General features: G+C 63.9%; 21 protein-coding genes and 1 other RNA gene. 8 read left to right on the top strand and 14 right to left on the bottom strand.

The annotated features are described in order from the left end of the window. Positions 1-18 precede the first annotated feature (18 nt). Together argA and argE are read right to left on the bottom strand one after the other, a co-directional pair. Positions 19-1,317 carry an amino-acid N-acetyltransferase gene (argA, locus tag APH33_RS03855; protein ID WP_054883881.1) on the bottom strand — a complete coding sequence of 433 codons (1,299 nt, stop codon included), beginning with the start codon at positions 1,315-1,317 and terminating at the stop codon, positions 19-21. A 125-nt stretch (positions 1,318-1,442) separates the two neighbouring features. Next, positions 1,443-2,585: an acetylornithine deacetylase gene (gene argE, locus APH33_RS03860; protein WP_054883882.1), complete on the bottom strand. Its 1,143-nt coding sequence runs from the start codon at positions 2,583-2,585 to the stop codon at positions 1,443-1,445. A 115-nt stretch (positions 2,586-2,700) separates the two neighbouring features. On the opposite strand from argE, the gene APH33_RS03865 reads away from it, so the two are divergent. After that, positions 2,701-4,068 carry a CYTH domain-containing protein gene (locus APH33_RS03865; RefSeq protein WP_054883883.1) on the top strand — a complete coding sequence of 456 codons (1,368 nt, stop codon included), beginning with the start codon at positions 2,701-2,703 and terminating at the stop codon, positions 4,066-4,068. Between the two features lie 100 nt (positions 4,069-4,168). Here the strand turns inward: APH33_RS03865 and APH33_RS03870 are convergent, their stop codons facing one another. After that, positions 4,169-4,639, bottom strand: coding sequence for an Lrp/AsnC family transcriptional regulator (locus APH33_RS03870; RefSeq protein ID WP_054883884.1), 471 nt, complete (start codon positions 4,637-4,639; stop codon positions 4,169-4,171). Positions 4,640-4,766: 127 nt separating this feature from the next. On the opposite strand from APH33_RS03870, the gene APH33_RS03875 reads away from it, so the two are divergent. From APH33_RS03875 to APH33_RS03885, 3 genes are all read left to right on the top strand, one after another. Then, entirely contained in the window at positions 4,767-5,084 is a 318-nt protein-coding gene (locus APH33_RS03875; protein WP_054883885.1) for a hypothetical protein, read from the top strand. A gap of 98 nt (positions 5,085-5,182) precedes the next feature. Beyond that, complete coding sequence (locus APH33_RS03880; protein WP_054883886.1) at positions 5,183-6,859, top strand: GspE/PulE family protein; 1,677 nt, start codon at positions 5,183-5,185, stop codon at positions 6,857-6,859. 89 nt (positions 6,860-6,948) lie between these two features. Next, positions 6,949-7,263 (top strand): DUF2388 domain-containing protein, encoded by a 315-nt coding sequence (locus tag APH33_RS03885; protein WP_054883887.1) that lies wholly within the window; start codon positions 6,949-6,951, stop codon positions 7,261-7,263. Positions 7,264-7,379: 116 nt separating this feature from the next. On the opposite strand, the gene gcvP is transcribed toward APH33_RS03885, so the two are convergent. From gcvP to APH33_RS03935, 10 genes are all read right to left on the bottom strand, one after another. Then, positions 7,380-10,253 (bottom strand): aminomethyl-transferring glycine dehydrogenase, encoded by a 2,874-nt coding sequence (gene gcvP, locus APH33_RS03890; protein WP_054883888.1) that lies wholly within the window; start codon positions 10,251-10,253, stop codon positions 7,380-7,382. A gap of 195 nt (positions 10,254-10,448) precedes the next feature. Further along, positions 10,449-10,832 carry a glycine cleavage system protein GcvH gene (gene gcvH / locus APH33_RS03895; RefSeq protein ID WP_054883889.1) on the bottom strand — a complete coding sequence of 128 codons (384 nt, stop codon included), beginning with the start codon at positions 10,830-10,832 and terminating at the stop codon, positions 10,449-10,451. Positions 10,833-10,880: 48 nt separating this feature from the next. Continuing rightward, positions 10,881-11,963 carry a glycine cleavage system aminomethyltransferase GcvT gene (gene gcvT, locus APH33_RS03900; RefSeq protein WP_054883890.1) on the bottom strand — a complete coding sequence of 361 codons (1,083 nt, stop codon included), beginning with the start codon at positions 11,961-11,963 and terminating at the stop codon, positions 10,881-10,883. Positions 11,964-12,086: 123 nt separating this feature from the next. Beyond that, on the bottom strand, positions 12,087-13,709 hold the full coding sequence (locus APH33_RS03905) for an iron ABC transporter permease (RefSeq protein ID WP_054883929.1): 1,623 nt from the start codon (positions 13,707-13,709) through the stop codon (positions 12,087-12,089). 141 nt (positions 13,710-13,850) lie between these two features. Next, positions 13,851-14,852, bottom strand: a complete 1,002-nt coding sequence (locus tag APH33_RS03910) for an extracellular solute-binding protein (RefSeq protein WP_054883891.1) — start codon at positions 14,850-14,852, stop codon at positions 13,851-13,853. 239 nt (positions 14,853-15,091) lie between these two features. Then, positions 15,092-16,309: a 2-octaprenyl-3-methyl-6-methoxy-1,4-benzoquinol hydroxylase gene (locus APH33_RS03915; protein WP_177332349.1), complete on the bottom strand. Its 1,218-nt coding sequence runs from the start codon at positions 16,307-16,309 to the stop codon at positions 15,092-15,094. 9 nt (positions 16,310-16,318) lie between these two features. Continuing rightward, positions 16,319-16,801, bottom strand: coding sequence for a DUF4442 domain-containing protein (locus APH33_RS03920; protein ID WP_054883893.1), 483 nt, complete (start codon positions 16,799-16,801; stop codon positions 16,319-16,321). Continuing rightward, positions 16,798-17,997, bottom strand: coding sequence for a 2-octaprenyl-6-methoxyphenyl hydroxylase (gene ubiH / locus APH33_RS03925; protein ID WP_054883894.1), 1,200 nt, complete (start codon positions 17,995-17,997; stop codon positions 16,798-16,800). Before ubiH ends, APH33_RS03920 begins: the two co-directional genes overlap by 4 nt. Beyond that, the gene (gene pepP, locus APH33_RS03930) at positions 17,994-19,328 is read right to left on the bottom strand and encodes a Xaa-Pro aminopeptidase (RefSeq protein ID WP_054883895.1); all 1,335 of its coding nucleotides are present in this window, start codon (positions 19,326-19,328) and stop codon (positions 17,994-17,996) included. The genes ubiH and pepP overlap by 4 nt, the downstream gene beginning before the upstream one ends. 22 nt (positions 19,329-19,350) lie before the next feature. Next, entirely contained in the window at positions 19,351-19,905 is a 555-nt protein-coding gene (locus APH33_RS03935) for a YecA family protein (RefSeq protein ID WP_054883896.1), read from the bottom strand. A gap of 182 nt (positions 19,906-20,087) precedes the next feature. Between APH33_RS03935 and APH33_RS03940 the strand changes: the two genes are divergently transcribed. The 4 genes from APH33_RS03940 (at position 20,088) to APH33_RS03950 (ending at position 21,449) form a co-directional block, all read left to right on the top strand. After that, a complete protein-coding gene (locus tag APH33_RS03940; protein WP_031322377.1) occupies positions 20,088-20,270 on the top strand; it encodes a TIGR02449 family protein in 183 nt (60 codons plus the stop codon). Then, the gene (locus APH33_RS03945) at positions 20,267-20,587 is read left to right on the top strand and encodes a cell division protein ZapA (RefSeq protein ID WP_054883897.1); all 321 of its coding nucleotides are present in this window, start codon (positions 20,267-20,269) and stop codon (positions 20,585-20,587) included. The genes APH33_RS03940 and APH33_RS03945 overlap by 4 nt, the downstream gene beginning before the upstream one ends. A 17-nt stretch (positions 20,588-20,604) precedes the next feature. After that, a non-coding RNA gene (gene ssrS / locus APH33_RS26305) (6S RNA) lies at positions 20,605-20,784 on the top strand. A 56-nt stretch (positions 20,785-20,840) separates the two neighbouring features. Next, on the top strand, positions 20,841-21,449 hold the full coding sequence (locus tag APH33_RS03950) for a 5-formyltetrahydrofolate cyclo-ligase (RefSeq protein ID WP_054883898.1): 609 nt from the start codon (positions 20,841-20,843) through the stop codon (positions 21,447-21,449). An 18-nt stretch (positions 21,450-21,467) separates the two neighbouring features. Here the strand turns inward: APH33_RS03950 and APH33_RS27365 are convergent, their stop codons facing one another. Continuing rightward, positions 21,468-21,617 carry a hypothetical protein gene (locus APH33_RS27365; protein ID WP_176507540.1) on the bottom strand — a complete coding sequence of 50 codons (150 nt, stop codon included), beginning with the start codon at positions 21,615-21,617 and terminating at the stop codon, positions 21,468-21,470. Positions 21,618-21,737: the final 120 nt, after the last annotated feature.

Raw genomic sequence — 21,737 nt, forward strand, 5'->3', positions numbered from 1 at the left:
AGAGGCTGCGGCACAGGCTTATAGGGATTTCTCGAAAATCTTCGAATTGCGCTGGTAGTTGTACAGCGAAGCCCGCGCCGCCGGCAGGCGCTCCACGCCGCTAGGCGCAAACCCGCGTTCACGGAACCAGTGTGCCGTGCGCGTGGTAAGCACGAACAGGGTATTCAACCCCATCTGCCGCGCCCGCCCCTCGATGCGCTCAAGCAGCTCATCCCCGCGCCCGCCATGGCGGTACTCCGGGTTCACCGCCAGGCACGCCAGTTCACCCGCCTGCGACTCGGCAATCGGATACAGCGCCGCACAGGCGATGATCATGCCCTCACGCTCGACCACGCTGAATTGTTCGATCTCACGCTCCAGCACCTCACGCGAACGACGCACCAGAATGCCCTGCTCTTCCAGCGGGCTGATCAACTCCAGCAAGCCACCGACATCGTCGATGGTCGCCTCGCGCACCACTTCGAACTGCTCCTGCGACACCAGCGTACCGCCACCCTCACGGGTGAACAGCTCGGTCAGCAGCGCACCATCCTCGGCATAACTGACAATGTGGCTACGCGCCACGCCACCTTTGCACGCCTCGGCGGCTGCATCCAGCAGTTCGCCCTGGTAATCGCTGCCCAGGCGCGCCAGGTGAGGAGCGATCTGCTGCGGGCGCAGCTCACGCACCAACTTGCCGTTTTCGTCCAGCAGCCCGGGCTCGGCGCCGAACAGCAGCAGCTTGTCGGCGCCCAGTTCGATGGCTGCGCGAGTGGCAACGTCTTCACAGGCCAGGTTGAAGATTTCTCCGGTCGGCGAATAGCCCAGTGGCGACAGCAGCACGATGGAGCGCTCGTCGAGCAGGCGGCTGATGCCCTTGCGGTCGACCCGGCGCACTTCGCCGGTGTGGTGGTAGTCCACCCCCTCGAGCACACCGATCGGCCGCGCCGTGACCAGGTTGCCGGAGGCCACGCGCAGGCGTGAACCCTGCATCGGTGAGGCAGCGATGTCCATCGACAGGCGCGCCTCGATGGCCAGGCGCAGGGCGCCGACAGCGTCGATCACGCAGTCCAGGGTGGCGGCATCGGTAATGCGCATGCCCCGGTGGTAATGCGGGGTCAGGCCCCGATCCGCGAGGCGGCTTTCGATCTGCGGGCGCGAACCATGCACCAGCACCAGGCGCACACCCAGGCTGTGCAGCAGCACCAGGTCGTGGACGATATTGCCGAAATTCGGGTGTTCAACCCCATCGCCGGGAAGCATGACCACGAACGTGCAATCGCGATGGGCATTGATGTAGGGGGAGGCATGACGCAGCCAGTTGACGTATTCGGGCATGACAGGGCCTGTGGATAAAGTGGACGGAGAACGGTGAATGACACGGCGTTCAGGATCATCGTCGGAACAGGCTTGCGGTCACGCGCGGTCTCCTCTAGGCAAGAACGAATCAACAGGGTGGACGTTTAGCTCAGGCAATAATGCCGGATCAGGTCACGCAATAGACGCACGGTAGGCTCGATTCGTGACATTTCAAGGTATTCGCCAGGCTGGTGGGCGCAGGCAATGTCGCCAGGGCCCAGTACGATGGTCTGGCAACCAAGCTGCTGAAGATAAGGCGCTTCGGTACCGAATGCTACCGCTTCGGCGCGGTGGCCGGTGAGGCGCTCGGCCACTTGTACCAGTTCGGCATCGGCGGCCTGCTCGAACGGTGGCACCTCAGGGAACAGCGGAGCGTAGTCGATACGCACCTCATGACGCTCGGCCACCGGCTGCAACTTGCCACGGATGGCGGCGCGCAGCTGTTCGACATCCATGCCTGGCAGGGGGCGCAGGTCGAACTCCAGGGCGCACTGGCCGCAAATGCGGTTGGGGTTGTCACCGCCATGGATGCAGCCGAAGTTCATGGTTGGCGTGGGTACGGTGAACTGCGGGTTGCTGAAGGTCGCCTGCCACTGCCGGCGCAGCCCCATCAACTCACCCATCACCTCATGCATGGCCTCCATCGCGCTATGGCCCAGGCTCGGGTCGGACGAATGGCCGCTGCGCCCGAGAATGTCAATGCGGTCCATGAGGATGCCCTTGTGCATGCGGATCGGCCGCAAGCCCGTGGGCTCGCCGATCACCGCCGCGCGGCCGAGTGGCTGGCCAGCGGTAGCCAGAGCGCGAGCGCCAGACATGGAGCTTTCTTCATCACAGGTGGCGAGGATCAGCAGCGGCTGCTTGAAGTCGTGCTCCAGCAGCGGGATCACCGCCTCGATGACCAAGGCGAAAAAGCCTTTCATGTCGCAGCTGCCCAGGCCCACCCAGCGGCCATCAACCTCAGTGAGCTTGAGCGGGTCGCTGGACCACAGCTGTTCATCGTAGGGCACCGTGTCACTGTGACCGGCCAGCACCAGGCCACCGGGGCCGCTACCGCGGCTAGCCAACAGGTTGAACTTGCCAGGGCTGACCTGCTGGATGTCACAACGGAAGCCCAGATCACCCAGCCAACCGGCCAGCAGGTCGATGACCTGGCGGTTGGACTGGTCCAGGGTGGCTTGGGTGCAACTGACCGAGGGCGCGGCGATCAAGGCGGCAAACTGGTCTTTCAGCGTCGGCAACGGCATGCGCATACTCCTCGGAAGCGTTGCCCATCATAGGACTATCCGCCGTCTGGAATAAACCGTTGGCGGCCGACTCCTGTAGACTGCCCTGCAACGACGCCCCTCCTTCGAGCCTGTGATGCACAAAGAAACCGAACTCAAGCTCCGCGCCAGCCGCGATACCCTGGCCGCACTGCGTGAACACCCTCTGCTGAAAAAGCGCAACAAGTCCGGCTGGCAGACTCGCGAGCTGCTCAACCAGTACTTCGACACCCCCGAGCGCGACCTCTCCGCCGCCCGTGTCGCCCTGCGTCTGCGCCGTGACGGCGAAGAAGTCATCCAGACCCTGAAATGCCGCGGCCAGAGCGTCGCCGGTCTGTCCGAGCGCAACGAATACGAATGGCACCTGGACAAGGTCAAGCTCGACCTGAAAAAGCTCGACGCCACCTGCTGGCCCGAGCAACTGGCCGAGCTGGACAAGAAAACCATAAAGCCGCTGTTCACAACCGATTTCACCCGCGAATACGCCGAGATCAGCTGGGGCCGCGGCAAGAGCAAGGTCGTGATCGAGGCCGCGCTGGACCAGGGCTTCGTGATTGCCGGCAAGCGCAAGGAAGAGATCAGCGAGCTGGAACTGGAACTGCGCGAAGGCGCCCCTGAAGCGCTGCTGGAGCTGGCCACCGAGCTGGCCGCGAGCCTGCCACTGATGCCGTGCGACATCAGCAAGGCCGAGCGCGGCTACCGCCTGCTGGAGCCGGACAGCTACGAGCTGGGCCTGCCTTCCACCGAACTGGACGCCGAAATGGCTGTGGACGACGCGTTCACCGCGCTCGCCTGGCAGCTGCTGGGCAGCAGCCAGCGGCTGGCCGAGCAGTACCGCCACAATGGCCACTGGCGCCTGCTGCAGGACTGGGTACAGTGCCTGGCCGAACTGCGTGCATTGGTTGCCAGCCTGGGCCAGGCCGCACCACGCGCGACCACCCGCGAGCTGCGCGCCAGCCTCGACGCGCTGCTGGAAGACTGGCGCCCGCTGGTGCAGGCCGGGAACGACGACGAAGACATCCGCCGTGCCGCGCCCGAGCAGTTCATCGAAGAACTCGAAGACGTACGCTGGGGCCAGTTCTCCCTGGAAACCTCGCGCTGGCTGCTGGCCCGTGCCTGGACCGTGGAGCGCAAGGGCCGTGGCGAGCGCCAGGGCAAGGCGCAGCTGGCCAGCTGGCTGGCGCACCTGCTGGGCGAAGAAGGCCGCTCGCTGAAGCTGCCGCTGTACACCCAGCGCCCGGAAGACCTCGCCGAACAGCTGCCGCGTATCGAACAGCTGCTGGCCTGGCTGCACCATGCCCGCCAGGTGCTCGAAGCGCCGCAAATGGACCGCCTGTATGGCGACATGAAAAAACTGCATGAACTGGCGGAACTGCCGATCAGCGACGAAGTGCTGGAAGCACGGATCGAGCAGGCTCGGGCCGTGGATCAGAGCCGGGGCTGGAAGCACTTGCTCAAGGCCTGATACCGCATCTGCTTCTTCGCGGGCTTGCCCGCTCCCACGGGTACTGCGCCGCCCTCGCGGCAGTAGACATCCTGTGGGAGCGGGCGAGCCCGCGAAGGCCTCACCGCGATAGTGGCAAGCTGGTAGTGGACTTGATCTCCGACAGCGCCACGATCGAGTTCACTTCCTGAATACCCGGCACGTTCGATAGCTTTTCGAAGAAGAAGCGTTCATAGGCCTCGATATCCGAAGTAACGATACGCAGCAAAAAGTCCACGGCCCCCATCAGCACATAGCACTCCAGCACTTCCGGAAAGCCGCGGATCGCCTCGGTGAACTCGGCGAAGTTGGAACGGCCGTGGGCGTTCAGTTTCACCTCGGCGAAGATCTGCGTATTAAGGCCGACCTTCTTGCGATCCAGCAGGGTCACCTGCCCTCGGATCACACCCTCCTCTTTCAAGCGTTGAATCCTGCGCCAGCAGGGGGACTGTGACAGCCCTACCCGATCGGCGATCTGCGCACTGGACAGCGATGCGTCCTCTTGCAGGAGTTCGAGAATGCGTCGGTCATAGGCATCCAGTTCGTCTTGCATGAATAATTCTCCAAACCACACTTATTCGAATTGAATGATCGGCAGCACCCGCACTTTGATGGAATCATAGCGAAAACATACCGGCCCGGACGTGCAAAAATTTCTCCCATATTTTGCGGAGACCAGCATGAACGCACTCGAACGCCCACTGCCCCGCAGCGATGCCTGGGCCGCCAGCGCCAGCCACAGCAACGTAAGCTATCGCCTGCAGGCCGAAGCCGAGCCGGATACCCTGTGCCGGGTGCTCAACTTGTTTGCCTTGCAGTTCCTCACGCCGCACAGGGTGCATGTCCGCCAGCAGGATGACTGGCTCGATATCGAAGTCGCTATCGGCGGGCTGAGCTGGCATCGGGCGGAGGTGATTGCACAAAAACTGCGCAACCTGGTGTGCGTCGCGGACGTGAGCCTGGAAAACCTGGCGCGCCTGGAGCTGGCGGTGGTCTGACCTGCGCTGGCGCAAAATCCTGACAACCTTTGCCGCGCCTCGCCCAGCCTGGCGCGGCTAGCCTTGCATCAGGATCCCCCGAAGGCACGGACGCCGTTATGTTCCTCCCCAACGAACAACCCCTCGACCTCAAAAGCCTGCTGGATGCCTTGCAAGCCGACCAGCACCTGAACGCCAACGATTGCTGCCATGTCCGCGAACAGGCGTCTCGCTACAGTGCTCACCACCCGCTTGAAACCATCGCGGCCGCGGGCCTGGAAGACCGCAGTCAGCCCGGTCAATGGCTGAATCTGGACACCCTCTGCCAGTGGTTGGCGGGAAAGGTCGGCCAGCCTTACCTGCGTATCGACCCCATGCAACTCGACCTGGCCCAGGTCAATGGCCTGATCTCACCCGCCTTCGCGCAACGCCACGGCATCCTGATCGTGGCCAACGACGCCAACGCCATCACCGTGGCCAGCGCCGAGCCCTGTCAACAGCTGTGGCAGGCCGACCTGGCTCGCAGCCTGGGCAAGCCAATCCGCCGCGTACTGGCCAGCCCGCTGCAAATCCGCCAACTGGGCCAGTCGCTGTTTCGCCTGGCCCACTCGGTACAAGGTGCGCAGCACCAGCAAGCCGCCAGCCTGGGCGAGCTGGAACACTTGCTTGAACTCGGCAAGCGTCAGGCGGAGGCCACGGCAGACGACGCGCACATCGTGCATATCGTCGACTGGCTGCTGCAGTACGCCATCGAGCAACGCGCCAGCGATATCCATCTGGAGCCGCGACGCGAACAAGGCCACCTGCGCTACCGCATCGACGGGCTGCTGCACAGGGTCTACACCTTTCCGGCCAACGTCATGCTCGCCGTGGTCAGCCGCCTGAAACACCTGGGCCGCATGGATGTTGCGGAAAAGCGCCGGCCGCAGGATGGCCGGGTAAAGAGCAGCCTGCCAGGCGGCAGCGAGGTGGAGCTGCGCCTTTCGACACTGCCTACACCCTTTGGTGAAAAGCTGGTGCTGCGCTTGTTCGACCCCCGGCAATTGCAGGAAAACTTCGACCAGTTGGGCCTGGAGGGCGAACAATTGGTCCAGTGGCAAACACTGCTGCAGCGCCGCCAGGGCATCCTGCTGGTCACCGGGCCTACCGGCTCCGGCAAAACCAGCACGCTCTACGCCAGCCTCAAGCAACTGGCTACGCCACAGGTCAATCTATGTACCATCGAAGACCCGATCGAACGACTGGAGCCGGCGTTCAACCAGTTGCAGGTGCAGCCTGCCCTGGGCCTGGGTTTTGCCGATGGCGTGCGCGCCCTGCTGCGCCAGGACCCGGACATCATCATGATCGGCGAAATTCGCGACCGCGAGACTGCACTGGTGGCAGTTCAGGCTGCGCTCACCGGTCATCTGGTGCTTTCGACCCTGCACACCACTGACACCTGTAGCGCCATTACCCGCCTGCTGGAGCTGGGCGTGGCCGACTACCTGATCCGCGCGACCCTGGGCGGGGTCATGGCCCAACGCCTGGTGCGTTTGTTGTGCGACACGTGCCAGGGCCTCCCATCGAGCGATACTTGCCAGGTCTGTCGGGGTACCGGCTACCGTGGTCGCACAGGCTTGTTCGAATTGCTGATCCCGAGCGAGAGCCTGCGTGCACGAATAAGCGCCAGCACCGACCTGGCAGAACTGCAGCGCCAGGCTCTAACCGACGGGTTACAGGATTTACGCAGCTGCGGGGAGGCAAAAGCGGCCCGTGGGCTGACCCGCCCCGAGGAGGTATTGCGGGTCTGCTCTTGAGCAAAAAACCCATGTATTCAAGGAACTTGCGCCCGTTTTACTGGATCAAAGCGGCCATCTCCAACCCTCACCCTTCGAGGTGTTTCATCATGCGTCTCAAAACCGCCATTGCAGCGGCTGCCCTGCTTTCGCTGCCTGTTGGCTCTGCCATGGCCGATACCTTCTGGCGTAACGTAATGACCTCCGGCGCGACCACCGCGTCGAGCTATATCACTTCGCACGATCACAAGCTGGTACTCGCGGCGCAGGATGACGCCGGTAGCTTCGTCGCCAGCGAGGGCGCAATTCGTGGGCCGTTCCTGGAACAGGCGCTGCAGCAGGTGCGCGCTGAAAACCCAGGCCTCGAAGCCTCTGACATGGATCTGGCCAACGCCATCCTGGCCAAGAACGCGGTAGCCAAATAACCGCGCCGCCTGCTTCGCGGGCAAGCCTGCTCCCACAGGTATTGCGCATCACTTGAGAGCGGTGCGGTCCCTGTGGGAGCGTCTTTACCCGCGAAGAGGCCTACGCCGATCCTACCTTACCGGTAAGCCTCCACCGGCACGCAAGCACAGAACAGATTCCTGTCCCCATACACATTGTCGACCCGATTCACCGCTGGCCAGTACTTGTGCAAGCGCACGTGGGCACTGGGCGCAATCGCCTGCTCCAGGCTGTAGGGCCGGTTCCAGGGTGCCAATACATCGGCCAGGGTGTGTGGCGCATGCTTGAGCGGATTGTCCTCTGCCGGCCAGTTACCCTCCTGCACCTCGGCGATCTCTGCCCGAATCGCCAACATCGCGTCGACAAACCGGTCCAGCTCGGCCTTCGACTCGCTTTCCGTGGGCTCAACCATCAAGGTTCCCGGCACCGGGAACGACATGGTCGGGGCATGGAAGCCATAGTCCATCAGGCGTTTGGCGACGTCCTCCTCGGTGATGCCGGTCTGCGCCTTGAGCGGCCGCAGGTCGAGGATGCACTCATGGGCCACGCGCTGATTGCGCCCGCGATACAGCACCGGGAACGCGCCACCGAGCTGGCTGGCCAGGTAGTTGGCCGAGAGGATCGCCACCTCGCTGGCATCGGCAAGCTGTGGGCCCATCATGGCGATATACATCCAACTGATCGGCAGGATGCTCGCACTGCCCCAGGGCGCGGCGCTGACTGCAGTGTTGTTCGGGTCCAGCCCCGGCACCGGGACGACCGGATGGCTGGCGACGAACGGCTTCAGATGAGCACGAATGCCAATCGGCCCCATGCCTGGGCCACCACCGCCATGAGGGATGCAGAACGTCTTGTGCAGGTTCATGTGCGAAACATCGGCGCCAATGTCCGCCGGCCGCGCCAGACCGACCTGAGCGTTGAGGTTGGCGCCATCCATGTACACCTGGCCACCATGCTGGTGAACCACTTCGCAGATTTCGCGGATGCCCTCTTCATACACACCATGGGTCGAGGGATAGGTGATCATCAGGCACGACAGCCTGGCCCCGGCGGCATGAGCCTTGGCCTTGAGGTCTTCTAGGTCGACGTTGCCAGCATCGTCACAATCGACGATCACCACCTCCATGCCAGCCATCTGCGCCGAGGCCGGATTGGTGCCGTGGGCTGACGACGGAATCAGGCAAAGCGTGCGCTGAGGCTCATGGCGGCTGCGGTGATAACGGGTGATGGCCATGAGCCCGGCGTATTCACCTTGGGCACCGGAGTTGGGTTGCATGCAGATGGCGTCGAAGCCGGTAATCGCGCACAACCAGCTTTCCAGCTCATCGATCATCGCCTTGTAGCCCATGGCCTGCGCGGCGGGGGCAAAGGGGTGCAGCTGGGCGAAGGCTGGCCAGGTGATGGGAATCATCTCGCTGGTGGCATTGAGCTTCATGGTGCAGGAGCCTAGCGGGATCATCGACTGGTTCAGCGCCAGGTCCTTGCTTTCCAACTGCTTGAGGTAGCGCAGCATCTCGGTTTCGCTGTGATGCAGGTTGAACACCGGGTGGCTGAGGAACGGCGTGCGTCGCACCAGCGCAGCGGGGATGCCTTCGGGCAGCGCCTGCTGGTCGAGCGCGGCGATATCCAGGCCGTGATCGACGCCCAGGAAGATGTCGAGCAGCCGCTGCACTGTGGCTTCGTTGCAGGTTTCGTCCAGGCTCACACCCAGATGGCCGCGGCCCAGGATGCGCAGGTTGATGCGCGCAGCCTCGGCGCTTTCAATGATCGCTGCCTGGGCGCCACCGACATCGAGGGTCAGGGTGTCGAAAAAGTGCTGGTTGAGGCGCTTGATGCCTTTGGCCTCAAGGCCTGCGGCCAGCACAAAGGTCAACCGGTGCACCCGCTGGGCAATGCGCTGCAGGCCTTCCGGGCCGTGATACACCGCGTAGAAACTGGCGATGTTGGCCAGCAGCACCTGAGCGGTGCAGATGTTGGAGTTGGCCTTTTCGCGGCGGATATGCTGCTCACGCGTCTGCAGGGCCATGCGCAGTGCAGTGTTGCCACGGGCATCGCGGGATACGCCGATGATGCGCCCGGGCATCGCCCGCTTGTACTCGTCCCGGCAGGCGAAGTAGGCCGCGTGCGGGCCACCGTAGCCCATCGGTACGCCAAAGCGCTGGGTCGACCCCAGCACCACATCGGCACCGAGCTCGCCGGGCGGTGTCAGCACCACCAGGCTGAGCAGGTCGGCAGCTACGCAGGCCAAGGCCTGCTGGCTGTGCAACTGGTCGATCAACGGGCGCAGGTCGCGCACCTCGCCGTGGGTATCCGGGTATTGCAGCAAGGCACCGAATACCTGGTGCCTGGCCAGGTTATCCACAGCGTCGATGATCAATTGGAAACCAAACCCTTCGGCGCGGGTTTTCAGCACCGACAAGGTCTGTGGATGGCAATGCTCATCGGCAAAGAACGCGTTGCTCTTGTTGCGCGCCACTCGCTTGGCCAGGGCCATGGCTTCGGCAGCTGCCGTGGCCTCGTCGAGCAATGACGCGTTGGCCAGCGCCAGGCCAGTGAGGTCGATGACCATCTGCTGGAAGTTGAGCAGCGCCTCCAGGCGGCCTTGGGCGATTTCGGGCTGATAGGGCGTGTACGCTGTGTACCAGCCGGGGTTTTCCAGCACATTGCGCAGGATTACCGTAGGCGTGACGGTGCCGTGGTAGCCCATGCCGATGAGGCTGGTCCACACTTGGTTCTGCCCGGCGAAGCCGGCGAGCCTGGCCAACGCAGCCTGTTCATCGAGGGCCGGTGGCAGGTCAAGGGCGCGGTTGAAGCGGATGCCAGGCGGCACGGTCTGCTCGATCAGCTCACTGCGGCTGTTGAGGCCAAGGGTGCTGAGCATTGCTTGCTGCTCCGAGGCGTCGGGCCCCAGATGGCGGCGCAGGAAAGGGTTGAGCTCTTGCAGTTGATGCAGGGATGGCGACTGGGACATGTCGACGCTCTCTTCCTAGACCAGGTCTCATGGAGACTTATAAGTCTAGGAAGGATTGCCGATTCTGCGGGGAATCTTGCTCTGGCTGTACCGCTCTCTTCGCGGGCATGCCCGCTCCCACAGGTTAACGAGAAGCCCTGAGGCATACGCTATCCCTGTGGGAGCGGGCGCGCCCGCGAAGCAGGCGACGCGGTCTTACTCGCCGATAGCGGCTTTGTAGCCAGCGGCATCCAGCAGCTTGTCCAGATCAGCCGGGTTGCTTGGCTTGAGCTTGAAGATCCACGACGCGTAAGGTTCTTCGTTGAGCAGTTCCGGGCTGTCGGCCAGCTCCTCGTTGACCGCGATCACTTCGCCGGCAACCGGGGCATAGATATCGGAAGCGGCCTTGACCGATTCGACCACGCCAGCAGCGTCGCCAGCAGCGAACACCTTGCCGACTTCGGCCAGCTCGACGAACACCACGTCACCCAGCGCCTGCTGGGCGTGGTCGCTGATGCCGACGGTGACAGTGCCATCGGCTTCCAGGCGCGCCCACTCGTGGCTTTCGGCGAAACGCAGATCGGCGGGGATATTGCTCATGTCTTGAATTCCTCGTTTGGGTCAGCGGTTCGGCCCGCCGTTGAATGTTCAGATCAAAATCTTGCCGTGGCGCACGAAGGTCGGCTTGACCACCCGCACCGGGTACCATTTGCCGCGGATCTCGACCTCGGCGCGGTCACCGGTGGCCATGGGCACGCGCGCCAGGGCGATGGACTTGCTCAGCGTAGGAGAGAAACTACCACTGGTGATCTCTCCTTCGCCAATCCCGGCTACACGAACCACCTGGTGAGCCCGCAGAACACCGCGCTCTTCCAGCACCAGGCCAACCAGTTTTTCCTGCACGCCACGCTCGATTTCCGCCAGCAGGCTGGTACGGCCGACAAAGTTGCGCTCTGCCGGCTCCCAGGCAATGGACCAGCCGAGGTTCGAGGTCAACGGGGTGTGGCTTTCGTCGATGTCCTGGCCGTACAGGTTCATGCCGGCTTCCAGGCGCAGGGTATCGCGCGCGCCCAAGCCGCTCGGCGCAATGCCGGCGCCGACCAGGTCGTTGAAGAAGGCGACGGCCTGATCGCCCGGCAGGATGATCTCCAGGCCGTCTTCACCGGTGTAGCCGGTACGGGCGATGAACCAGTCGCCTTCGGCAACACCTTCGAACGGGCGCAGTTCACGGATCAACGCGGCACGGGCAGGGCTCAGCAGCGCGGCGACTTTCTCTCGGGCATTCGGCCCCTGGATGGCGAGGATGGCCAGGTCGGGGCGAACGTCGAACGATACGCTGAAACCGGCGCTCTGCCGCTGCAACCACTCGATGACCTTGGCCCGGGTGGCCGCGTTGGTGACCAGGCGGTAACCGCTCTGGGTACGGTAAACGATCAGATCGTCGATGACCCGGCCGTCTTCGTTGAGCAATGGGCTGTACAGGGCCTTGCCAGTGCTGTCGAGACGGGCCACGTCGTTGGCCAGCAAACGCTGCAGCCAGGGAGTGGCATCTTCACCGGCGATGTCGATGACCGTCATGTGGGATACATCGAAGACACCGCAGTCGCTGCGCACCTGATGGTGCTCCTCGACCTGCGAGCCATAGTGCAGCGGCATGTCCCAGCCGCCGAAATCGACCGTCTTGGCGCCGAGCGCCAGGTGCAAGTCGTACAAAAGCGTGCGCTGTCCCATGGGTTTCTCCTTCCGGGCGTGGCGAAGCGGCGGCGGTCGATGACGTTTGATCGTCAGCTCTTCTTGTAGGACCCGCCGCGCGAATGCCGCGCATTGTAGCCGCAAGGGCGCAAGCTGGCATCCTTAGTGACTGTGACCCGGACGACGCGCTGAACGGCGGATCAACCCGATGACCGGCAACAGCCCTACCAGCACCAAAGTCAACGCCGGCAGCGAGGCACGCGCCCATTCGCCTTCGCTGGTCATCTCGAATACTCTGACTGCCAGGGTGTCCCAGCCGAACGGGCGCATCAGCAAGGTGGCGGGCATTTCCTTGAGCACATCGACGAACACCAGCAACGCGGCGCTCAAGACCCCTGGCACCAGCAGCGGCAGATACACCTTGAAAAACAACCGCACGCCACCGACGCCAAGGCTACGCGAGGCTTCCGGCAAGGAGGGGCGGATACGTTCCAGGCTGCTCTCCAACGGGCCATGGGCCACGGCGATGAAGCGCACCAGGTAAGCCAGCAGCAAGGCCGCCAGACTGCCCAACAGCAGCGGCTTGCCTGCACCTCGCAACCAGGTGGACAGCGGAATGACCAGCTGATTGTCCAGGTAACTGAACGCCAGCATGATAGAGACCGCCAGTACCGAGCCAGGCAAGGCATAGCCCAGGTTGGCCAGGCCAACGCCAGCGCGAATGCCGGCCGTCGGCGCCTGACGGCGGGCGAAAGCCAGCAGCAATGCCACGCAAACGGTAATCAGAGCGGCCATGCCGCCCAGGTACAGCGTGTGCAGCACCAGGCCGACATATCGCTCGTCCAGGTCATGCCGACCGCGCTGCCAGCACCACACCAGCAACTGCAGCAGTGGAATGACGAATGCGCAGGCGAACACCAGCAGGCACCAGCCGCTGGCGAGCAGCGCCTTGGCCCCGCGCAAGTGATAGAGCGCATGCCCGCGCGGGCGTTCGTTGCCGCTGCGGGTTGCGCCACGGGCGCGGCGCTCGCCGTACAGCACCAGCATTACCGCGAGCAAAAGCAGACTGGCCAGCTGGGCCGCGCTGGACAGGCTGAAGAAGCCGTACCAGGTCTTGTAGATGGCCGTGGTGAAGGTATCGAAGTTGAACACCGCCACTGCACCGAAATCGGCCAGGGTTTCCATCAGCGCCAGGGCGATGCCCGCGCCAATGGCAGGCCGCGCCATTGGCAAAGCCACCCGCCAGAAGGCCTGCACGGGCGACAGGCCAAGTACCCGGGCGGCCTCCATCAAACCCTTGCCCTGGGCCAGGAACGCCGAGCGCGCCAACAGGTAGACGTAGGGGTAGAACACCAGCACCAGGACGACGATCACCCCACCGGTGGAGCGGACCCGTGGCAGGCGTATGGGCCCGAACACCTCGCGCAAGGCGCTCTGCACGGGGCCGGCAAAGTCCAGCAGGCCGACGAAGACAAAGGCCAACACATAGGCCGGGATGGCGAACGGCAGCATCAGCGCCCAGTCGAGCCAGCGCCGGCCGGGGAACTCGCAGAGGCTGGTCAGCCAGGCCAGGCTGACGCCGAGCAGGGTCACCCCGATACCAACGCCGACCACCAAGGTCACGGTATTGCCCAGCAGGCGTCCCATCTGGGTGTCGAGCAGGTGCGACCAGATCTGCAGGTCGACCGACTGCCAGGACAGCAGCAGCACGCTCAGGGGCAGGAGGACCAGGGCGGCTGTCAGGGTGACCGGGAGGTACCAGCGGCGTTGGGCGGTATGGGGCAAGTGAATGTCTCTGTGGCTGATTGCGACCGCTTTGCGGTCGTTCGCGGGCATGCCCGCTCCCACAGGGATCGAGTATTCCTGTGGGAGCGGGCATGCCCGCGAAGAGGCCCGTGAAGGCCCCGGAAGCTTAAGGCCGGGTGCTTAGTTCCAGCCAGCCCGATCCATCAGGCGAATGGCCTCGGCCTGACGCTTGCCGGCCACTTCCACTGGAATGCTGTCAGCTTTGAAGCTGCCCCAAGCCGCCACCTCATCCGACGGCTTGACCTTCGGGTTGGCCGGGAACTCCTGGTTGATGTCGGCGAACAGCTTCTGCGCTTCCTCGCCGGTCATCCACTCGACCAGCTTCCTGGCGGCTTCCGGGTGCGGTGCATGTTTGGTCAGGCCGATGCCCGACAGGTTGACGTGCACGCCACGGTCACCCTGGTTGGGCCAGAAGATCTTGACCGGCAGTTTCGGGTTCTGGGCATGCAGGCGGCCGTAGTAGTAAGTGTTGACCACGCCCACATCGCACTGGCCGGCTTCGATGGCCTGGATCACCGAGTTATCGTCGGAGAACACATCGGTGGCCAGGTTGCCGACCCAGCCTTTGACGATCTGCTCGGTCTTGGCCTCGCCGTGGTTTTCGATCAGCGTGGCAGTCAGCGACTGGTTGTACACCTTCTTCGCAGTGCGCAGGCACAGGCGGCCATCCCAGTGCTTGTCGGCAAGGGCTTCATAGGTGGTCAGCTCGGCCGGTTTGACCCGCTCGGTGGAGTAGACGATCGTCCGTGCACGCAGGCTCAGGCCGGTCCAGTCATGGGACGAAGCGCGGTACTGCGGGGGAATGTTCTGGTCGATGATGTCGGACTTGATCGGCTGCAGGATGCCCATTTGCTCGGCCTGCCACAGGTTGCCGGCATCGACGGTGAGCAGCAAGTCGGCCACACCGTTCTCGCCCTCGGCCTTGATGCGCTGCATCAGCGGGGCTTCCTTGTCGGTGATGAACTTGACCTTGACCCCCGTCTCGGCGGTGTAGGCGTCGAATACCGGCTTGATCAGCTCGTCGATGCGCGAGGAGTACACCACCACTTCGTCCGCCGCCTGAGCGGTGCCGCCGAACAGGGTCAGGGCCAGGGCGGCCAGTAGGGGCTTGCGTGGCAACATGGAAAGCACTCCTCGGATCGTATGAGAGGCGCAAATGGTAGTGAATCCCATTTTCCAGCTCATCATCAGAGCAGTTACCGGATGTTGCAAAACGAGCGCAAGCGCACCCTGTGGGAGCGGCCTTGTGTCGCGAAAGGGCCGCAGAGCGGCCCCGGCGATATCTGCTGGGAAGCTGAAATCTGGGGCCGCTACGCGACCCTTTCGCGACACAAGGCCGCTCCCACAAAAAAGCGGTGACTTCAGGCCTTGGCCAGTTCCGGCAGGTCCCCGGTCAGCCCCAACGCCTGGCGCACGAACAGCGCCTTGGCCTCCGGCATCTGCTCCACCAGCTTCAACCCGCTGTTACGCAACCAGCGCAACGGCAACGGATTGGCCTGGAACAACCGCTCGAAACCTTCCATTGCCGCCATCAACGCAAGGTTGTGCGGCATCCGCCGGCGCTCATAACGGCTGAGCACTTTCACATCCGCCAACCGCTCGCCGCGCTCGCTGGCATGCTCCAGCACCTCGGCCAGCACCGCAGCATCGAGAAAGCCCAGGTTGACGCCTTGCCCGGCCAACGGGTGAATGGTGTGTGCGGCATCGCCAATCAACACCAGCCCTTCGTCCACGTAGCGCTTGGCGTGACGCTGGCGCAACGGCACGCAGACGCGCGGGTCGGCCTCCAGCACCTCATCCAGTCGCCCCTCGAAGGCCCGCTCCAACGCCTTGAGGAAGGCCGGTTCATCCAGAGCCATGATCTGCTCGGCCTGCTCTGGAGTCGTCGACCAGACAATCGAGCACCAATCCTGCTTGCCGTCACGCGACAGCGGCAAGAAGGCCAGCGGCCCCTCGTCGGTGAAGCGCTGCCAGGCGGTAGCCTGGTGCGCGGCGCTGCAGCGCACGCTGGTGACGATCGCGTGGTGCAGGTAATCCCACTCTCGCGTCTCGCAGCCAGCCAGGCGGCGCACCGCCGAGTTGGCGCCGTCGGCGGCCACCACCAGCGGCGTACGCAACTGACGGCCATCGGCCAGGGTCAGCAGCCATTCGTCACCGGAGCGGCGCAGCTGCTCCAGGCGGGCATTGGGCAACAGGCCGATATCGCTATCGTGCAGGCGCTCCAGCAGACCGTCCTGCACCACCCGGTTCTCGACGATATGGCCGAGGACCTGGGCGTGCACACTGGCTGCCGAGAAATGTATCTGACCGGTACCGCTGCCGTCCCACACATGCATGTCGGAATACGGCGACACGCGCCGCCCGGCGATGCCGTCCCAGGCCCCCAGGCGTTCGAGGATGCGCTGGCTGGCCGCCGACAGTGCACTGACCCGCGGCTCGAACGGTGCATCGGCGTCGAACGGTTTGACCGACAGCGAGCCGCCGTCGAGCAGGAGAATTTCCAGGCCGCTGTGGCGAAGCGCCAGGGCCAGGGCGCTGCCGACCATACCGGCACCGACAATCAACAGATCTGCGCGCATTTCCATGCCTTACGCCTGCCTCGCTTGCGGCTTGAGCCGCACGTATAGGGTTTTATCGACCCGTGCCACCAGCTCGCCGGCTTCGTCACGGATATCGACCTGCACACGCGGCAGGTACTTCTTGCCGGTGGCAGTCTGCTGGCGAATGTCGTCCAGCAGCGCGTCATCGACGTGGAATTCGGCGTACACCGTGCCCTTGCCCGGCGCAACGAAATCGATGCTGGCAGCCTTGTCCCAGACAATGTATTCGCGGCCCAACTGCTCGATCAGCAGCAACATGTAGAACGGGTCGACCATCGAATACAGGCTGCCGCCGAACTGGGTGCCGACGTAGTTGCGATTCCAGCGGGTCAGCTTCATGCGTACCTTGACGCTGCGCATGTCCGGGCTGATGTGCTGGATGTGGATGCCTGCGCCGAGGTACGGCGGGTAGAAATTCAGCAGCCAGCGCAACATGCGCGCCCGGCGCGCCAGCCTGCGCGGGTTGCTCATGCCTGGCCCCGCGGATCGGGGCGGGTACCGAGGCCCATGGCCTGGCGAGCGAACCAGCTTTTTGCCGGTGGCAACAGGTCAAGCCCGAGCAGGCCGATATTGCGCCCGGCCGCCAGCAGTGGCTGGTTGCTGCCGAACAGGCGGGTGACCTGGTCGGAGAAGCCGATGGTCAGGGCCTGGTCGAGACGCTGGCGCTGGTGATAGGCCTGCAGAGTGGCGAGGTCGCCCGGATGCTGTGGGCCGAGCAGCAGCGCGTCGGCCAGCGCCTGCACATCACGCAGCGACAGGTTGAAACCCTGGCCGGCAATCGGGTGCAGGCTGTGCGCGGCGTTGCCCAGCACCACCAGGTGTGGACGGACCTGCTCCTGGGCTTCGATCAGCGCCAGCGGGTAGAGATGCCTGGCACCGACCTGGCGCAAGCCGCCGAGCCGATAACCGAAGGCACCCTGCAACTCGCGCAGGAAACTGCGCTCGTCGATCTCGGCCAGACGCTTGGCATCCATCCCCTGGCGCGTCCAGACCAGCGCGCAGCGGTTTTCCGGCAGTGGCAGCAAGGCCATAGGACCTTGCTCGGTGAAACGCTCAAAGGCTTGGCCGCAGTGGGCCTCGCCGGGTGTGATGTTGGCGATCAGGGCGCTTTGCTCATAGGGCGTACGGCGCACGTGGATTCCCAACTGCTCACGCAGGCCGGAGCGGCCACCGTCAGCCAGCACCGCCAGGTCACATTCCAGGCTGGTGTCGTCGTCCAGCAGCAGGCGGTAGCCACCCTCGATGGCTTGCATCGCCTTCACTTCGGCCGGGCAGCGCCAGCTCACCACCTCGCTGTCCAGCCCTTGCCACAGGCACTGCCCGAGCCAGGCGTTCTCCACCACGTATCCCAGGGCCGGCACGCCTTCTTCCATGGCGTCCAGGCGGGTGGCGCCGAAACGGCCACGGTCGGAAACCTGGATCTGCCGGATCGGCTCGGCGCGCGGGCTGATGGTTTGCCAGAGGCCGAGGTGCTGGTAGATCTGCCGAGTTCCGAAAGACAATGCCGAAGAGCGCGCATCGTAGCTGGGCTGGAAGCTGTCGCCGGGGGCGAACGGCTCGATCAGCAGGATCTTCCAGCCGCGCGCCTTGGCGCCTGCCTGCAGGGCCAAAGCCAGGCTTGCGCCCACCAGCCCGCCACCAATGATCGCCAGGTTGACCCGACTCATGCCGCGTCCTTGCGCGCAGCCTGCATCAGCGCCTCGATCTCGGCAACCGTGCGGGGCACACCCGAGGTCAGAATTTCACAACCTTGCTTGGTCACTACCACGTCGTCCTCGATCCTGATACCGATGCCGCGCCATTTCTTCGCGACCTCCTGGTTGTCGGCGGCGATGTAAATGCCTGGCTCGACAGTCAGGGCCATGCCGGGCTCCAGCACGCGCCATTCGCCACCGACCTTGTATTCGCCGACATCGTGCACGTCCATGCCCAGCCAGTGCCCGGCGCGGTGCATGTAGAAAGCCCGGTAAGCCTCGCTGTCGATCAGCGCCTGCACCTCACCCTTGAGCAAACCGAGCTCCACCAGGCCCTCCGTGATCACCCGCACGGTCGCCTCATGGGCGTGGTTCCAGTGCTTGCCCGGGGCGATCTCGGCAAAGGCGGCAGCCTGTGCCTTGAGCACCAGCTCATAGATCGCCTTCTGCTCCGGCGAAAAACGCCCGCTGACCGGAAAGGTCCGGGTGATGTCGCTGGCATAGCAATCGATCTCGCAACCAGCATCGATCAGCACCAGGTCGCCATCCTTGAGCGGCGCATCATTCTGCTGATAGTGCAGGATGCAGCCATTGCGCCCGGCGGCGACGATCGAGCCGTAAGCCGGCATTTTCGCCCCACCCTTGCGGAATTCGTAGTCCAGCTCGGCTTCCAGGCTGTACTCGTGCAACCCGGCCCGGCAGGCCTGCATGGCGCGCACATGGGCGCGCACAGAGATCTCCGCGGCGGCACGCATCACCTTCACTTCCGCAGCCGATTTATACAGGCGCATATCGTGCAGCAGATGATCCAGCGCAACGAATTCGTTTGGCGGCTGGGCGCCGAGGCGTGCCTTGGAACGGATCACGTTGATCCAGTCCATCAACCGGCGGTCGAACTCAGCGTTGCTGCCCATGGCGCTATAGACCCGCTCGCGGCCTTCGATCAGGCCCGGCAGGATCTCGTCGATATCGGTGATCGGGAAGGCATCGTCCGCGCCAAAGTCACGGATTGCGCCTTCCTGGCCGGCACGCAGCCCGTCCCACTGCTCACGCTCCGGGTTGCGCTCGCGGCAGAACAGCACGTACTCGCCATGCTCGCGGCCAGGGATCAGTGCAATCACCGCCTCAGGCTCGGGGAAGCCGCTGAGGTACTGGAAATCGCTGTCCTGGCGGTACACGTGCTCGACGTCGCGGTTGCGGATGGCGACTGCGGCGGCGGGCAGAATGGCGATGCTGTTGGGGACCATCTGCGCCATCAGCGCCTTGCGCCGACGGGCATACTCGGCCTTGGGTATGTGGCTCATGGGCAGAACTACCCCCGGTTGATCAGTGCAGCGAAGGTTTTGGTGCGGGTGCGGCAGGCGCGGCCAGCTCCGTGTACAGCAGCAGCGGTGCGACGCGCAGGTATTCCATGACTTCCATGTAGTCGCTTTCGCCGTCTTCGGATTCCTCGAGGGCTTCCTGGACCTGCGAAATGGCCACCAGGTCCTGCAGCACTTCCTTGGCTTCGGTAGACAGGTCCTGCCCCCCGGCGTTCAGGCCGAAGCCGGTGATGAAACCCTGGCACCACAGGCCCAGCGCTTCTGCGCGGTCGGCAAGTGCCGCATCGTCGCTCGGCAGCAGCAGGACAATGGCCATGTCTTCGCTGCTCAGCTCGCCCTTGACCATCTCCTGCAGGCCGATCAGGGCATTGCGCACGGCGTCACCGGGTTCGGTTTCCAGCAGTTGGGCGGCATCAGCCAGCCAGGCCTCGGCATCGAAGCCTGCGCCGGCACAACTGCGGCCGATCAACAGGCCGTGCAGTTCGGCAGGGGTTACAGGGTGGCCATTGCTGGAAAGGAGCATGGCGAAGGCAACGTAAGGCGATTGAGTATTAGGCATGGTCGGCTAGGCGCCAGACGGCGCATTTGACTAGAATGAAGACCTTGTATCCTAGCACCGGCAGGCGCGCCAAGACCATCGGCACTGGCCGCCGCTGCGCCGGGAGAGGCATCCTCGCAGGGTGATTCAACGACGGAGCGAATCGAGTGCAACCCACGCAAGAGAACGACCTGCAAGCGCTGATGAGCCGATTCGAGTTGCTGATTGAACGCATCGAGCAACTAAAACGGCAAAATGCACTCCTAGTAGCTCAGGAAAAATCCTGGCGCGAAGAGCGCGCCCACCTCATCGAAAAGAACGAGATCGCCAAGCGCAAGGTCGAGTCGATGATTTTACGCCTGAAGGCCCTGGAGCAAGACTCATGAGTTCAAGCAATAGCGTCACCGTGCAGATCCTCGACAAGGAGTATTCGATCATCTGCCCGCCGGAAGAGCGCAACAACCTGGTCAGCGCCGCGCGCTACCTGGACGGCAAGATGCGCGAGATCCGCAGCAGCGGCAAGGTGATCGGTGCAGACCGCATTGCGGTCATGGCGGCGTTGAATATCACTCACGAGATGCTGCACCGCCAGGAGGATCGCGCCGATGCCCCAGTGAGTGGCACCAGCCGTGAACAGGTGCGGGACCTGCTGGAAAGGGTCGATCAGGCGTTGTCCGACGATGCGGGTACCAAAAACGGCTGAGATTGGTATACTGGCGCCACTCCCTGGGGGATGCGCCAGTCGGTTATGTCCCTGAGCCGATACGCACAACCACGGGGGTTGCACGCTGGGGCAGGTGTGCATGTCCGCCCGACGGAAAGCCTTAACGCCCCCTGCAATCTCCACCTTGAACTTTCGGGTTCAAGGGCTACACCGATAGCGGTCTTATCGGGGAGCCTGATTCCTCCTGCCGAGCGCTCAGCTGGGCAATCCGACACCTGGGATAACCAGTGCCATGACCGAAACTGCGTCGCTTTCCCGCCCCCAGCTTCGTCGCCTGCTTCGCAATGCCCGCCGCGCCCTGACACCCGCACAGCAGCACCAGGCCTCACGCGGCCTGTACCGCCAATTGGCGCAGCACCCCTTGTTTCGCCGCGCCCGGCATATCGCCCTGTACCTGCCCAACGACGGTGAAATCGACCCGCGCCTGCTGCTGCGCGAGGCTCAGCGCCGCGGCAAGCGCACTTACCTGCCGGTACTGCATGCCTGGCCGCGAACGCGCATGGTGTTCCAGCGTTTCGAGCAGGGCGAAAAACTCAAGCGCAACCGCTTCCGTATTCCTGAGCCATTGACCGACCGTCGGCGCCAGCGCCCGATCTGGTCGCTGGATCTGATCCTGTTGCCACTGGTCGGCTTCGATGAGGTCGGCGGGAGACTGGGCATGGGCGGGGGGTTCTATGACCGCAGCCTGGCCTACCAGGCACGTCGCAAGACCTGGAAGAAACCATTGCTGCTGGGGCTGGCGCATGAGTGCCAGAAGGTCGAGCGACTGGCGCAAGCCAGTTGGGACGTACCGCTGCAAGGGACGGTCAGCGACCGCAGCTGGTACCTGGCGCCGACCTGAGCGGCGTTAGCGGGTAGTTCAGCGTTTCTGCAGGGTGGCGTCGACCGGTGTCTGATAGGCGGTATCCAGCTTGCGCTCCCAGATACCCTGGGCATAACCGGTGGTGACCACACCCAGGCCAAAGATGAAGACCAGGATCCACAGTAGATCCGGTTTGCGTTGGTTCATCGAAGAATGCCCCCCTAGGCATACGTTCAGGCTCGGCGACCTTCTAGGTGCCGCCGGAGCGTCTAGCTTTAAAATCGGCGCATTTTCCGACAACCTGAGTCGTCAACGCAAACGTTGACG

It is taken from the genome of Pseudomonas sp. NBRC 111130 (genome assembly GCF_001320485.1).
GTDB lineage: Bacteria > Pseudomonadota > Gammaproteobacteria > Pseudomonadales > Pseudomonadaceae > Aquipseudomonas > Aquipseudomonas vlassakiae.